The 14,312-nt window shown below is 40.8% G+C and carries 14 protein-coding genes, 1 pseudogene and 1 other annotated feature; of the genes and pseudogenes, 12 read left to right on the top strand and 3 right to left on the bottom strand.

Annotated features, from left to right (window positions below):
* Window positions 1-71: 71 nt before the first annotated feature.
* Window positions 72-587, bottom strand: a complete 516-nt coding sequence (locus tag HNR31_RS03125) for a gamma carbonic anhydrase (protein ID WP_181554783.1) — start codon at window positions 585-587, stop codon at window positions 72-74.
* Between the two features lie 82 nt (window positions 588-669).
* Here HNR31_RS03125 and HNR31_RS03120 point away from each other — a divergent pair, with 82 nt between their 5' ends.
* Together HNR31_RS03120 and HNR31_RS03115 are read left to right on the top strand one after the other, a co-directional pair.
* Window positions 670-1,461: an alpha/beta hydrolase gene (locus HNR31_RS03120; RefSeq protein WP_181554782.1), complete on the top strand. Its 792-nt coding sequence runs from the start codon at window positions 670-672 to the stop codon at window positions 1,459-1,461.
* A gap of 44 nt (window positions 1,462-1,505) precedes the next feature.
* A complete protein-coding gene (locus HNR31_RS03115; RefSeq protein ID WP_181554781.1) occupies window positions 1,506-2,585 on the top strand; it encodes a tetraprenyl-beta-curcumene synthase family protein in 1,080 nt (359 codons plus the stop codon).
* A gap of 33 nt (window positions 2,586-2,618) precedes the next feature.
* Here HNR31_RS03115 and HNR31_RS03110 read toward each other — a convergent pair whose 3' ends face one another.
* Together HNR31_RS03110 and HNR31_RS03105 are read right to left on the bottom strand one after the other, a co-directional pair.
* Window positions 2,619-3,191 carry a class I SAM-dependent methyltransferase gene (locus HNR31_RS03110; RefSeq protein ID WP_181554780.1) on the bottom strand — a complete coding sequence of 191 codons (573 nt, stop codon included), beginning with the start codon at window positions 3,189-3,191 and terminating at the stop codon, window positions 2,619-2,621.
* Window positions 3,191-4,150 carry a TIGR01212 family radical SAM protein gene (locus HNR31_RS03105; RefSeq protein WP_181554779.1) on the bottom strand — a complete coding sequence of 320 codons (960 nt, stop codon included), beginning with the start codon at window positions 4,148-4,150 and terminating at the stop codon, window positions 3,191-3,193. Before HNR31_RS03105 ends, HNR31_RS03110 begins: the two co-directional genes overlap by 1 nt.
* A gap of 159 nt (window positions 4,151-4,309) precedes the next feature.
* On the opposite strand from HNR31_RS03105, the gene HNR31_RS03100 reads away from it, so the two are divergent.
* From HNR31_RS03100 to HNR31_RS03055, 10 genes and pseudogenes are all read left to right on the top strand, one after another.
* A complete protein-coding gene (locus HNR31_RS03100; protein ID WP_181554778.1) occupies window positions 4,310-4,573 on the top strand; it encodes a YtzC family protein in 264 nt (87 codons plus the stop codon).
* An 11-nt stretch (window positions 4,574-4,584) separates the two neighbouring features.
* Window positions 4,585-4,752 (top strand): glycogen biosynthesis protein GlgD, encoded by a 168-nt coding sequence (locus tag HNR31_RS03095; protein WP_181554777.1) that lies wholly within the window; start codon window positions 4,585-4,587, stop codon window positions 4,750-4,752.
* Window positions 4,753-4,916: 164 nt separating this feature from the next.
* Window positions 4,917-6,116 (top strand): MDR family MFS transporter, encoded by a 1,200-nt coding sequence (locus HNR31_RS03090; RefSeq protein WP_181554776.1) that lies wholly within the window; start codon window positions 4,917-4,919, stop codon window positions 6,114-6,116.
* Between the two features lie 96 nt (window positions 6,117-6,212).
* Window positions 6,213-6,794, top strand: coding sequence for a DUF2087 domain-containing protein (locus tag HNR31_RS03085; RefSeq protein ID WP_181554775.1), 582 nt, complete (start codon window positions 6,213-6,215; stop codon window positions 6,792-6,794).
* A 163-nt stretch (window positions 6,795-6,957) separates the two neighbouring features.
* Window positions 6,958-7,186, top strand: a binding site (T-box leader).
* A 78-nt stretch (window positions 7,187-7,264) separates the two neighbouring features.
* Window positions 7,265-9,682, top strand: a complete 2,418-nt coding sequence (gene leuS, locus HNR31_RS03080; protein WP_181554774.1) for a leucine--tRNA ligase — start codon at window positions 7,265-7,267, stop codon at window positions 9,680-9,682.
* Between the two features lie 55 nt (window positions 9,683-9,737).
* Window positions 9,738-10,052, top strand: a complete 315-nt coding sequence (locus HNR31_RS03075) for a rhodanese-like domain-containing protein (protein WP_181554773.1) — start codon at window positions 9,738-9,740, stop codon at window positions 10,050-10,052.
* A 327-nt stretch (window positions 10,053-10,379) separates the two neighbouring features.
* Window positions 10,380-10,720 (top strand): annotated as a pseudogene (locus tag HNR31_RS03070) (DUF86 domain-containing protein).
* Between the two features lie 280 nt (window positions 10,721-11,000).
* Entirely contained in the window at window positions 11,001-12,281 is a 1,281-nt protein-coding gene (locus tag HNR31_RS03065; protein WP_181554772.1) for a tetratricopeptide repeat protein, read from the top strand.
* 11 nt (window positions 12,282-12,292) lie between these two features.
* Complete coding sequence (locus HNR31_RS03060; RefSeq protein ID WP_181554771.1) at window positions 12,293-12,454, top strand: hypothetical protein; 162 nt, start codon at window positions 12,293-12,295, stop codon at window positions 12,452-12,454.
* 183 nt (window positions 12,455-12,637) lie between these two features.
* Entirely contained in the window at window positions 12,638-14,278 is a 1,641-nt protein-coding gene (locus HNR31_RS03055; protein ID WP_181554874.1) for a M4 family metallopeptidase, read from the top strand.
* Window positions 14,279-14,312 lie beyond the last annotated feature (34 nt).

Below are 14,312 nucleotides of genomic sequence, written 5' to 3'. Positions count from 1 at the left end.
TTCTAAATTCCAATGACTATCATAACATAACATATTGTTCAATTCTATCGTCCAATAATGTTTGTGATCGATTACCGCTGTTGTAATGATTTATAATATTGACCTTTTTCGACATATTCGCGGCGAATTCGTTCCATTTCGCGTATATCTTCTTCTGTTAATTCACGAATGATTTTAGCGGGGCGGCCGAATGCAAGGATGTGAGGAGGAATCTTTTTTCCCTGTGGGACAAGGCTTCCTGCGCCGATAAATGCCCCTTCTCCAATTTCAGCGCCATCTAAAATAATTGATCCCATTCCGATTAATGCGTTTTTTCGAATAATGGAACTATGTAAAATCACTTGGTGACCGATGGTGACATCATCTTCAATAATAAGCGGATTGTTTGGACTTTGATGTAAAATAGAGTTATCTTGAATATTGACGCGGTTGCCAATAATGGTTGGGGCGACATCACCGCGAATGACGGTGTTAAACCAAATGCTTGTTTCTTCGCCGATAACGACATCGCCGGTAATCGTCACATAATCAGCGATAAACGCGGATTCAGCAATTTTCGGAAATTTCCCTTTGTAAGGATAAATCATTCGCTTTCGTTCCTTTCGTTATAAATTTGCTTGTATGCTCATTGTACAAATGTTTTAACGATTCGTAAATGGAGGGATGTTTATGTGGAAATGGGAAGCGGATCAAGCCAAAGGAACGATTGTCCTCGTTCATGGGGCAGCAGAACATCACGGCCGTTATCAATGGCTAATTAAAAAATGGTGTGAAAACGGCTATCACGTCGTAGCAGGAGATTTGCCGGGACAGGGGACGACGACAAGAAGAAAGCGCGGACATATTCAATCTTTTGATGAATATATTAATGAAGTAGCTGATTGGGTGGAAGCGGCGAAGGAATTTCATTTGCCGATTTTTCTGCTTGGGCATAGTATGGGGGGACTTGTCGTCATTCGTACATTACAGGAAAAGCGTCTTCCGATTAAAGGGGTTATTCTTTCTTCACCATGCTTAGGACTTGTCACGTACCCATCTAAAGGGCTTGATTTGTTGTCAAGAGTGTTCAATTATGTCATGCCTTCCATGCTGTTTGACTCGGGACTGTCTGTTGAAATGGCAACAAGAAATACAGAAGTGCATGAAACGGATAAAAACGATACCCTTTACTTTACGAAAGTATCTGTTCGTTGGTATCGGGAACTGATTAAAGCAATGCAATTGGCTTATCGCAATATTGACAAATTCCCGGATATTCCACTATTGCTCATGCAAGGCGGAGACGATAAAATTGTTGATAAAGTGGCTGTAAAAGAATGGTTTGCCAAATTGCTAATATCAGAAAAAGTATATAAAGAATGGAATAAATTATATCATGAAATCTTTAACGAACCAGAACGTGACGATGTCTTTTTATATGCCAAGACATTTTTAGATACGCAATGTCAACTGCATCGATGAACAATGTAAAGCTTGTTGTAACAAATGTAGCTGAGGTGAGCTTGTTGAAAATTCCTACACATCCTGTTAGTTTAATGAAAAAAGTATATCGCGATGTATTTCCTGCCGTACATCGTGAATTAGCTTATTGGAAGCAAAAAGCCGATTCCATTCCGGATCCAGAATTACGAAAACAGGCATTAGCCAGCATTCAAACAAAAACATTTCACTGTGAAGGCGGAGCGATTTTGGCACTGCTGGCGGAAGCGAATATGGAAGCATGCATTCGCTTTATCGTGGCTTATCAGACGATTAGCGACTACCTTGATAATTTATGCGACCGAAGCACATCGCTTGACCCTCTTGATTTTCGTGCCTTGCATGAGTCGATGCCTGATGCATTGTCTATCGATGCTGATGTTTCTAATTATTATCGCCATCGTAATGAACAAGACGATGGCGGCTATCTTCACGAACTTGTTCGAACATGCCAAGGTGTGCTTAAACAGGTGAAGCATTATGAAAAAATTGTTCCATTTTTACAGGAGTTAGCAGGGTATTACTGCGATTTGCAAGTTCATAAGCATGTGCGAATCGATGAGCGCGTACCGCGTCTTGAGCAATGGTTTAAGCAATATAAAAATGAACTTCCACCAATGGAATGGTACGAGTTTTCCGCATGTTCCGGTTCAACGTTAGGCATTTTTTGTTTAGTGGCCTATGCCTTTACCGAAACGTTTAATGAAGAAATGGCAAGACAAGTGCGCAACGGATATTTTCCATACATTCAAGGGTTACATATTTTGCTTGATTATTTCATTGATCAAGAAGAGGATCGCTTAGGTGGGGACTTAAACTTTTGTTTTTACTATCCAAATCAATCGATGTTAATCGAACGGTTATGTCATTTTATTGAAGAAGCGGATCGCCATGTGGGCAAATTGCCGCACGGGTCGTTCCATCGTCTCATTCATCGCGGATTATTAGGGTTATATTTATCTGACGAAAAAGTAAAAAAGCAAAAAGAGATTGAACGGCTTGCTAAACAGCTCGTTCAGTATGGAGGAATGGTTTCGCGGTTCTTTTATTGGAACGGAAAAGCGTATCGAATGTGGCAAAAAATGTCCCCTCTTATTGCAAAATAAATGAGGCTGTCTCCATGTAAGAGACGGCCTCATTTATCTTTTTTCAATGGCAATAATAAATGGTGGATGATTGATTTGATTGATAAACTCGTAACGTAAGACATGCGCTCGCTGTTGCTCGAGAGTTTGTACATACTTAAGCAACGCATCGCGTTCTATGGCTCCCTCTGGATGTCCATGATAAATAACAAGAACAATGATCCCTTCAGGAGCCATGATGTCTAACAGCTGTTCAATGGCCCGGATTGTCGAATCGGGCTTTGTGACGACGTGTTTATCACCACCCGGCAAATAGCCGAGATTAAATATCGCCCCGGTAATACGACCATGGTAGGCAGCTGGGATTTGATGGATGAGTTCGTCATGACTAGCCTGAAACAGCGTGACTTGGTCGAGAACACCATGTTCTTTTAACCGGGCTGTCGTATTTTCAATCGCTTGTGCTTGAATGTCAAACCCAAACACGCGCCCTGTTGTTCCAACTCGTCTTGCTAAATAAAGCGTATCATGACCGTTTCCGACTGTTGCATCAACGGCAATATCACCTTCTTGTACTGCGATATCCATCAGCGCGTGAGCAAACGGAAGAATGCGGATTAATTTCATTATTTGACCACTTCTTTTTTGTAATATTTTCCTTGATAGCTGTTGCGACGCTCTAGTTCGGCATCAATAGCATTTAACACTTCCCATTTATTAACGCTCCACATTGGTCCGATCATTAAATCGATTGGACCATCTCCTGTAATGCGGTGGACGATCATTTCCGGCGGAAGAATTTCTAGTTGATCGCATACGAGGTTGACATATTCGTCGAACGATAAAAATTTAAGCATTCCTTTTTCATATTGCTTTACCATTGGCGTTCCTTTTAGCAAATGCAGTAAATGAATTTTAATCCCTTGTACGTCAAGATTGGCGACTGTCCTTGCCGTTTCCATCATCATATCATAGTCCTCAAGAGGCAGGCCGTTGATGATGTGCGAACAAACGCGAATCCCATGTTTGCGAAGTTTATTCACTCCTTCGACATAACATTCAAAATCATGGGCGCGGTTAATTAATAACGCTGTTCGCTCGTGTACAGTTTGTAGTCCGAGTTCGACCCATAAATACGTACGTTCATTCAATTCTGCTAAATATTCAACGACATCATCTGGAAGGCAGTCAGGTCGGGTAGCGATCGATAAGCCGACAACGCCTTCAAGGTTTAAGACTGTTTCATATTTCTCGCGCAACACCTCAACCGGAGCGTGCGTGTTCGTGAACGCTTGGAAATATGCTAAATATTTTCCGTCTTTCCATTTAGCGTGCATTTTTTCTTTAATTGCATTGAACTGTGTCACTAAATCATCAGCGCGATTGCCGGCAAAATCGCCGGAACCGGCAGCGCTGCAAAACGTGCAACCGCCGTAAGCAACCGTACCGTCGCGGTTCGGACAATCAAATCCACCATCTAGCGCCACTTTAAATACTTTATGACCAAATGTTTGCCGTAAATGATAATTCCATGTGTGATAACGTTTATTGTCATTCGCATATGGAAATGGATTGGACTGTTTCACCACAGGCCCCTCCCTTAGCTTGCAAATCGTATCATTTTAGCATTGTAACATGATTCATAAGAAAAATCGATATTTGCCAATCATTAACGTCATAACCGCAAAAAGAAATGTGCACATTAATCGTGAGAAAGACCATTTTTTTCGTTGGAGGGAAAGAATATGGCGACGCGGCAGTCAGTCGATGAGTTTTTACAACGTTGTGAAGACGTCATTCGCTATGTAAAGGACCAATATACCGAAGCAAAAAAACAAGAGCACTATAATGACACAGAATATACAAAGGCGCAACAAATGTTGGAAGATACGGTGAACGACTTAGCTCATTTGGCGTTAAGCTGCAACGCTCAGCAGCGCGAACAATTGCATCGCATGCGCTTGCAATTAGAGCAACTGCAAAATGAAATGATTTTGTTAGATAATTAGGGAGGACAGTCATGAAAAAGCGTTCCAAGCAAAACAATCCAGAGCAAAAAAAAAGAAATAGCATAAATAATAACGATATCGAGTTAGGCAATGATTTTGCCCCTGTTAAACAAGCCAAAAAGGCGTACCAGCAAACAGGCGGACAGCCACAAAAATCAAAGCAGCATGTGGAAGAGTAACCATATTAATTTTTAGGGGCTGACCTAGTAAAGGGGACAGCCCTATTTTTACAATAAAGTATAGGAGAAATGGTATGGAAATCGTCTCCTTTTTTCATTGCGTTCACTGGCAAAAATGAATACAATGATTTTGAAACTCGAAATATTTCTAGGAGGAATTTTGTATGCCCCGTGCTCTTTATATATTGATTATTGGAATGGCCATGAATGTAACAGGGGCCTCTTTTTTATGGCCAATGAATGCCATCTACGTTCATGAGCATCTTGGAAAATCGCTGTCTATTGCCGGGATTGTGTTAATGATAAATTCAGGGGCAAGCGTGGTTGGCAATTTAGTCGGTGGAATGTGGTTCGATAAAATCGGCGGCTTCAAGTCGATTATGCTCGGAATTGTAATCACATTAACAGCATTAATCGGGCTTGTCTTTTTTCATGGGTGGCCTCACTATGCTATCTTTTTAGCGATTATTGGCTTTGGAACTGGTATTGTATTCCCTGTTGCCTATGCTTATGCAGGTGCGATTTGGCCGGAGGGGGGAAGGCGCGCGTTTAATGCTTTATATGTCGCGCAAAACATCGGCGTCGCCATCGGTTCCGCGCTTGGAGGGCTTGTTGCGTCTTATTCGTTTGCGTTCATTTTTATAGCGAATGCACTGTTATATGTTGGTTTTTTCTTAATGATATCGATCGGTTTAAAAAACGTCCGCGTTGCCAAGAGAATTGAAAAGCAAAACGAAAGGCCAGGAACAGCTTCTATTGGAAGTCGCGCAAGCTGGAATGCGCTGGTGACGCTATGCGTCGGGTATTTTTTATGTTGGGTAAGCTATGTGCAATGGTCGACAACGATTGCGACGTATACGCAGGAGTTGACCATGACGCTCAAGCAGTACAGCCTCCTTTGGACGATTAACGGAGCGCTTATTGTTCTTGCCCAGCCGCTGTTATCGGCGATTGTTCAGCGCTGGATGCAGAAAGTAAAGAGGCAAATGCTTATTGGCTTTGCCATTTTCATCGTTTCCTTTTCCATTTTGCTGAAAGCAACGTCATTTTTCGACTTCGTTTTGGCCATGATTGTATTGACGATTGCCGAAATGCTTGTATGGCCGGCGATTCCGACAGTAGCAAACCGCTTAGCACCGGAAGGGAAAGAGGGCTTTTACCAAGGGTTTGTCAACAGCACAGCGACCGCCGGAAGAATGGTCGGCCCTGTTCTCGGTGGCTTTATCGTTGACACCGCTGGCATAAAGCCATTGTTTGTTGCACTCATCATCTTTTCTTCTCTTTCATTTATAACCACTCTTTTATATGATCGAAAATTGAACAAATGTGTAAACAAAGAAAAACAAACAGTTACGATGGGCTAAACACACTCGGGTCAACCGGGTGTGTTTTTTATTGACAAATGAACCGAAATTAGATAAATATCTAATTAGGTGATCATCTAATATCGAGGTGGGGTTATGCAGCTCAATCGGTTAGTGATCTTTTATAAAACGATCGGAGATCCAACGCGTCTTCGCATTATGAAAATGCTTTCTGAAGGTCCGCTGCACGGTCAGGCGATTGCAGGAAAACTTGGTCTTACTCCAGCGACAATTACACATCATCTTAAAAGATTGCGTGAAGTCAATGCTGTTTACGAACGGCGCGACGGGAATACGATTTATTTTTATCTCAATGGATCCGTGATCAAGCATTATGCGAAATCATTAATAAATTTGGCTGAACAAGATGAGGTGAAAAAAGACATGACAGATGTGATGGCAGAACGGCAAAAAGTGATTGAAAACTTTTTTACAACTGACGGGCGTTTGAAAAATATCCCAGCTCAACGAAAGAAAAAGCTTATCGTGCTGGAGCATATGTTAAAAGGATTACAAAAGGGGAAAAAATACGAAGAGAAAGAATTAAATGAGTACATTAAAAAATTTCATGATGATTATGCGACCATTCGCCGCGAATTTATCATCAATAACTATATGTATCGTGAAAACGGCATTTATGAATTAAATCCAGAAGAAATGTGGACGAAAATCGAATAGCTAATTTATTTCTTACTATAAATAATAAACTAACGAGCTAGTATTGATGAATATTAATAACAGGCAAAACAAGCATATTAGTTTTGACAAAAAATGATTTTTCTCTCCCCCCACTTGCAACGAGGCGACAAATTTTTTAAAATATTAGGTATAAAAATATTGGAAAATAACGGTGAAAAGGAGTAGTAGTGGACAAAACGGACTGCAGAGAGTTGACGGTCGGTGCAAGTCAACCGAAGTTTGTTCACGAACTCGCCTTGGAGTTGCGAACATAAACAGCTTCTGTAGCCTAGTAATGTTCGCCGTGAATCTGCGTTAACGATTGAAGCGAGCACGCTTATTGCGTGCTAATAAGGGTGGTACCGCGGGAAATTCAACCTCTCGTCCCTTTTTCAGGGGCGGGAGGTTTTTTCCATCGCCTTTTTGTTAACAATGGTCAAATAAGAAAGAGATAGATAGGAGGAAACAAGATGAGTTTTAACCATCGTGAAATCGAAAAGAAGTGGCAAACATATTGGGAAAAAAATAAAACGTTTAAGACAATAGACAATGACGATAAGCGAAAATTTTATGTGCTTGATATGTTCCCGTATCCATCTGGTGCCGGTCTCCACGTTGGCCACCCAGAAGGCTATACGGCGACGGATATTTTAGCGCGCATGAAGCGAATGCAAGGTTACAACGTGCTTCATCCGATGGGATGGGACGCGTTTGGTTTGCCGGCTGAGCAATATGCACTAGACACAGGTAACGATCCCGCGGAATTTACGGAGAAAAACATTAATAACTTTCGTCGGCAAATTAAAGCATTAGGATTTTCGTACGATTGGGATCGTGAAGTCAATACGACTGATCCGAATTATTACAAATGGACGCAATGGATTTTCTTAAAATTGTATGAAAAAGGTTTAGCTTACATGGATGAAGTGCCTGTCAACTGGTGCCCGGCGTTAGGAACAGTGTTGGCGAACGAGGAAGTTATTGACGGAAAAAGTGAACGCGGCGGCCATCCGGTCATTCGGAAGCCGATGAAACAGTGGATGCTTCGCATTACGGCATATGCTGACCGTTTGCTTGAAGATTTAGAGGAGCTTGACTGGCCGGAAAGTATTAAAGAAATGCAGCGCAACTGGATCGGCCGTTCAGAAGGAGCGCACATTCATTTTGAAGTCGATGGTCATAATGAAACATTTACTGTCTTTACGACTCGTCCAGATACATTGTTTGGTGCAACGTATACAGTGTTAGCTCCTGAGCATCCGCTTGTCGAAAAAATTACGACACCGGAGCAAAAGGCAGCAGTGGAGGCGTATTTAGACCAAATTAAAAGCAAAAGTGACCTTGAGCGGACAGATTTAGCGAAAGAAAAAACAGGGGTTTTCACGGGAGCGTATGCGATTAACCCTGTAAATGGGGAGAAGCTGCCAATTTGGATTGCCGATTATGTTTTAATGAGCTACGGTACAGGTGCAATTATGGCGGTACCAGCCCACGATGAGCGTGACTATGAGTTTGCGAAAAAATTCAATTTGCCAATCAAAGAAGTTGTCGCTGGAGGCGATATTTCGAAAGAAGCATACACAGGCGATGGCGAACATATTAACTCCGACTTTTTAAACGGTCTCAATAAAGAAGAAGCGATTCAAAAAATGATTGAATGGTTGGAGGAGAATGGAAAAGGAGAAAAGAAAGTATCATATCGTCTTCGCGACTGGTTATTCAGCCGTCAACGTTACTGGGGCGAGCCAATTCCGATTATTCACTGGGAAGACGGCACGATGACACCTGTTCCTGAAGAAGAACTTCCGCTTATGCTTCCAAAAACCGATCAAATTAAACCGTCAGGCACAGGGGAATCACCGCTTGCGAATATTGAGGATTGGGTCAATGTCGTCGATCCGAAGACGGGCAAAAAAGGCCGTCGTGAAACAAATACGATGCCGCAATGGGCAGGAAGCTGCTGGTATTATTTGCGCTACATTGATCCGCACAATCCTGACCAGCTAGCCGACCCTGAAAAATTAAAAAAATGGCTTCCGGTTGACGTGTACATCGGCGGCGCCGAACATGCCGTTCTTCACTTGTTATACGCGCGCTTCTGGCATAAATTCTTATATGACATCGGCGTTGTACCAACAAAAGAGCCGTTCCAAAAACTCTTTAACCAAGGTATGATTCTTGGCGAAAACAATGAAAAAATGAGCAAATCGAAAGGCAATGTCGTCAATCCGGATGACATTATTGAAAGCCACGGTGCTGACACGTTGCGTCTTTATGAAATGTTTATGGGGCCGCTTGAAGCATCGATCGCATGGTCGACAAAAGGATTGGATGGAGCACGTCGCTTCTTAGACCGCGTCTGGCGCTTGTTTGTCGAAGAAAATGGCGAGTTAAATCCGAACATCGTCGACAATCCTGAAACAGATACGCTTGAACGTGTGTACCATCAAACAGTGAAAAAAGTAACGGAAGATTATGAAGCACTTCGCTTTAATACAGCAATTTCTCAGTTAATGGTATTCATTAACGAGGCGTACAAAGCGCCGGTATTGCCAAAAGCGTATATGGAAGGATTCGTGAAATTGTTATCACCGGTTTGCCCGCATATTGCTGAAGAATTATGGGAAAAACTTGGTCATAACAGTACGATCGCATACGAATCATGGCCAGCGTACGATGAAGCAAAATTAGTAGAAGACGAAGTGGAGATTGTTGTCCAAATAAACGGCAAAGTGCGTGCGAAATTGCATGTACCGGCGGATGCTTCCAAAGAACAGCTAGAACAACTCGCAATGGAAGATGCGAAAATTAAAGAACAAATCGAAGGAAAAACAGTGCGAAAAGTGATTACCGTACCTGGTAAATTAGTGAATATTGTTGCAAATTAAAATTAAGCCCCTCACTTTTTCTGTGAGGGGCCATAAATTGAAAGGGGATTTGACGATGGAAGGGATTAAAGAAATTACGGCGGAAGAATTGAAAGAAAAACTTGAGCGCGGTGAAAAACTGAACTTAGTTGATGTGCGCGAAGACGAGGAAGTTGCATTCGGGATGATTCCGGGAGCAAAGCATATTAAAATGGGCGATATTCCCCATCGTTTAGACGAGTTTAACAAAGACGAAGAATACATCTTTATCTGTCGTTCCGGCGCCCGCAGTGAAAACGTCTGCCGCTACTTACAAGACATGGGGTACAAAGTCCGCAATATGGTCGGTGGTATGCTGGCGTGGGACGGAGAGACTGTTTCAAAGGCGTGACAGCTTTGGCATTAACAGAACAGGAACAGCGACTCATTACGATGGGTTTTAGTCGAGAAAGTCCCTACGCTTATTACTTGCTTGGTTCATAATCAAAAGGGAAAGTGCAATGACAAAGCGATATGGACATTGTCTATGACAATGGAAATAGCTTGAACTACTGTTAGCATAACAATTAGCCACATTGCTTCACCGTGATGTTGATTTCTCTGGCATCAACCGTATTGCAAGTACAAATTATTTTTTATGGAACTGTATCAACGATGTAAAGAAAGATCAATTTAAGATGAAAAGTACTCAAGGATAAACGAAGAACGCTGTGAAATCCTGACGGAGAGTGGATATGATCATAAACATGCAAATGTCATTGATCGTTGCATTAAACGGATTAAAGAGGAATATGCTAACAATTATACGAAGCAAGATTCTATCATTATTAAATATTCAACGTGCCTGTGAGGCAATTATTGATATTGCATGCATATTGCTAGGCATCCCCCAATCAAGCCGTGATGCGTTCGATTTACTTCAGAAGATGTCATTGATGAATCGTTATGTTCCATGATAACAAAAATCTCAACATCGCCATTGTGCAGGCGATTATCGAAAGCCATTTAGAAGATTCCCGTGAATTTGTGAGACAAATTTTAGCTTATCAACCGAGATAAAATAGAGTAACCTTCATCGATTCGATGAAGGTTTTTTTGCGTTGACCGATAAAAAATTTTCCCAAGTTGGGTCATTTCACATTGAATAAGTGATTGGAATTTATGCCAATTTTCCCAATAATACAATAGAAAGCAGACTATATAATAGTCATATAAGCGATACGGTCTTCAGACATTTCTATTCCTATAGCCCAAATGAGTAGTTCCTTTTGGAGGAGAAAATGTGTATAATTTTTAGTAAATTTATATTAGTAAAAAATTAAGAAGGAGTAGGTATTATTTGAAGATTGGTGATCGCTTAAAATTTTCCCGTATCAAACATAAGTTAACGCAAGAGGAAGTGGCTGACGGAATTATTTCCGTATCATATTTATCAAAAATTGAAAACAATCAAGTGGTTCCAAGTGAAGAAGTGCTTCGCCTCCTTTGTCAACGGTTGGGAATCAACAATATCCTGAAAAATAGACAAGATGAATTAACAAGTAAATTGTTATTATGGTACAAAACGATTACGGATAAAAACCGACAGGAAGCAGCCCGGATGTACGAGGAAATCAAACGAACTTTCGATGACGTCCAGGGGGCGGAATCCATCGCTTACTTTCTGTTGTTTGAAATGCGCTATCACTTGTTATTAAAAGATATTCATACTGTCGAAGCGTTGTTGATCAAATTAAGGGAATTGTATGACACCTTTGATGATGTGATGAAGTATTATTATTATAAATTTTTAGGTCTACTTTACTATTGCAAGGAAAAATATGAAGATGCTTTGGAATATTATAAAAAGGCGGAGCAGCGATTTCGAAGCCAATCATTTGAAAAATGGGAAGAAGCTGATTTGCATTATTTACTAGCGCTTGTTTATAGCCGGCTCTGGAGAATATTAGGCTGTATTAACTATGCGCAGCATGCTTTAGCGATTTACCAATCCGAATACGATTTAAAGCGAAGCGCTGAATGCCACATTTTACTTGGTATTTGTTACAGAAGGTACGGAGAAGTAGATCAAGCGATCGAATGCTATTCATTGGCCCATAAAATTGCCCAAATCATTAATGATACCGAATTATTAGGTACGATTGAGCATAACCTAGGCTACTTAATGTCAATGAAACATGAGCATTATGAAGCCATTCAGCATTATAAGAAGAGTTTGCTGTATAAGCGAAACTCTTCATTACAAGCTAGATTTATTACGTTGTTTTCTCTCATCAAAGAATATTATGTTTCCAAAAACTATAAAAAAGCATTAGCCAATGTAGAGGAAAGTTTGCAGCTTCTCAAGAGGGAAAAAGATGGGATGACAACGTATTATGAATATTATCTTCATTTCACAGTTTATCAATATTTACTATCAGAAGATATTTCGGAAAATGAATTTGAAACATTTATGAAAGATCGAGTGCTCCCTTATTTTCAAAGGTTTAAAAAATATGAAGATGTTGCACAATACGCTGAATACTTGGCAATCTATTACGAGAAACGTCATAAGTATAAACTAGCAAGCAAATTCTATAAAATGAGTTATCAATTTCTAAAAAATATGATAAATATTTAGGAGGGATTTTTTTGAAAAAGCTTTTATTAGGAATCATGACGTTTGGTATTATGAGTTTACTTGTTCTCATTGGTAGTGACCAAGAACCAAAATATGTGGCAAAAGACGAACATCCGCCTCCAACCATCATCATTGCAGCGAAAGATGAACATCCACCAGCAACGATTATTTGAAGAGGAATAAGCAAAAAGACAGCTAGTTTTCTAGCTGTCTTTTTTCATGCATAGGAAAATGTGAAAAAAACGTAGGGAATTATCAACTATATCAGACTCTATTTTTCCCAATACAAATACTGTAAATATTGTGTTAATATTCTAAATACAAAGAATAAAGGAGGATGAAAAATGAAAAGGAAAATGAAAATGAAATTAGCATCGTTTGGTCTTGCAGCAGGACTAGCGGCCCAAGTATTTTTACCTTACAATGCGCTGGCTTCAACGGAACACGTTACATGGAACCAACAATTTCAAACCCCTCAATTCATCTCCGGTGATCTGCTGAAAGTGAATGGCACATCCCCAGAAGAACTCGTCTATCAATATGTTGAAAAAAACGAAAACAAGTTTAAATTTCATGAAAACGCTAAGGATACTCTACAATTGAAAGAAAAGAAAAATGATAACCTTGGTTTTACGTTTATGCGCTTCCAACAAACGTATAAAGGGATTCCTGTGTTTGGAGCAGTAGTAACTGCGCACGTGAAAGATGGCACGCTGACGGCGCTATCAGGGACACTGATTCCGAATTTGGACACGAAAGGATCCTTAAAAAGCGGGAAGAAATTGAGTGAGAAACAAGCGCGTGACATTGCTGAAAAAGATTTAGTGGCAAATGTAACAAAGGAAGTACCGGAATATGAACAGGGAAAAGACACCGAGTTTGTTGTTTATGTCAATGGGGACGAGGCTTCTTTAGCGTACGTTGTCAATTTAAACTTTTTAACTCCTGAACCAGGAAACTGGCTGTATATCATTGATGCCGTAGACGGAAAAATTTTAAATAAATTTAACCAACTTGACGCCGCAAAACCAGGTGATGTGAAGTCGATAACAGGAACATCAACTGTCGGAGTGGGAAGAGGAGTACTTGGTGATCAAAAAAATATTAATACAACCTACTCTACGTACTACTATTTACAAGATAATACGCGTGGAAATGGGATTTTCACGTATGATGCGAAATACCGTACGACATTGCCGGGAAGCTTATGGGCAGATGCAGATAACCAATTTTTTGCGAGCTATGATGCTCCAGCGGTTGATGCTCATTATTACGCTGGTGTGACATATGACTACTATAAAAATGTTCATAACCGTCTCAGTTACGACGGAAATAATGCAGCTATTAGATCATCCGTTCATTATAGCCAAGGCTATAATAACGCATTTTGGAACGGTTCGCAAATGGTGTATGGCGATGGTGATGGTCAAACATTTATTCCACTTTCTGGTGGTATTGATGTGGTCGCACATGAGTTAACGCATGCGGTAACCGATTATACAGCCGGACTCATTTATCAAAACGAATCTGGTGCAATTAATGAGGCAATATCTGATATTTTTGGAACGTTAGTCGAATTTTACGCTAACAAAAATCCAGATTGGGAAATTGGAGAGGATGTGTATACACCTGGTATTTCAGGGGATTCGCTCCGTTCGATGTCCGATCCGGCAAAGTATGGTGATCCAGATCACTATTCAAAGCGCTATACAGGCACGCAAGATAATGGCGGGGTTCATATCAATAGCGGAATTATCAACAAAGCCGCTTATTTGATTAGCCAAGGCGGTACGCATTACGGTGTGAGTGTTGTCGGAATCGGACGCGATAAATTGGGGAAAATTTTCTATCGTGCATTAACGCAATATTTAACACCAACGTCCAACTTTAGCCAACTTCGTGCTGCCGCTGTTCAATCAGCCACTGACTTGTACGGTTCGACAAGCCAGGAAGTCGCTTCTGTGAAGCAGGCCTTTGATGCGGTAGGGGTGAAATAAAGTGGTATCTCATCAGTGGGGGATTTTTTCCTCC

Origin of the sequence: Thermaerobacillus caldiproteolyticus, from assembly GCF_013761245.1 — a bacterium.
Taxonomy (GTDB): Bacteria; Bacillota; Bacilli; order Bacillales; family Anoxybacillaceae; genus Thermaerobacillus; species Thermaerobacillus caldiproteolyticus.
This window is presented reverse-complemented; position numbering and strand designations above follow the sequence as displayed.

What these genes read in the sequence shown, in the direction of transcription:
- HNR31_RS03125 (WP_181554783.1), bottom strand. Translation starts at nt 587, where the DNA reads ATGATTTATCCTTACAAAGGGAAATTTCCGAAAATTGCTGAATCCGCG.
- leuS (WP_181554774.1), top strand. Translation starts at nt 7,265, where the DNA reads ATGAGTTTTAACCATCGTGAAATCGAAAAGAAGTGGCAAACATATTGG.
- HNR31_RS03100 (WP_181554778.1), top strand. Translation starts at nt 4,310, where the DNA reads ATGGCGACGCGGCAGTCAGTCGATGAGTTTTTACAACGTTGTGAAGAC.
- HNR31_RS03055 (WP_181554874.1), top strand. Translation starts at nt 12,638, where the DNA reads ATGAAAATGAAATTAGCATCGTTTGGTCTTGCAGCAGGACTAGCGGCC.
- HNR31_RS03085 (WP_181554775.1), top strand. Translation starts at nt 6,213, where the DNA reads ATGCAGCTCAATCGGTTAGTGATCTTTTATAAAACGATCGGAGATCCA.
- HNR31_RS03110 (WP_181554780.1), bottom strand. Translation starts at nt 3,191, where the DNA reads ATGAAATTAATCCGCATTCTTCCGTTTGCTCACGCGCTGATGGATATC.
- HNR31_RS03090 (WP_181554776.1), top strand. Translation starts at nt 4,917, where the DNA reads ATGCCCCGTGCTCTTTATATATTGATTATTGGAATGGCCATGAATGTA.
- HNR31_RS03120 (WP_181554782.1), top strand. Translation starts at nt 670, where the DNA reads ATGTGGAAATGGGAAGCGGATCAAGCCAAAGGAACGATTGTCCTCGTT.
- HNR31_RS03075 (WP_181554773.1), top strand. Translation starts at nt 9,738, where the DNA reads ATGGAAGGGATTAAAGAAATTACGGCGGAAGAATTGAAAGAAAAACTT.
- HNR31_RS03095 (WP_181554777.1), top strand. Translation starts at nt 4,585, where the DNA reads ATGAAAAAGCGTTCCAAGCAAAACAATCCAGAGCAAAAAAAAAGAAAT.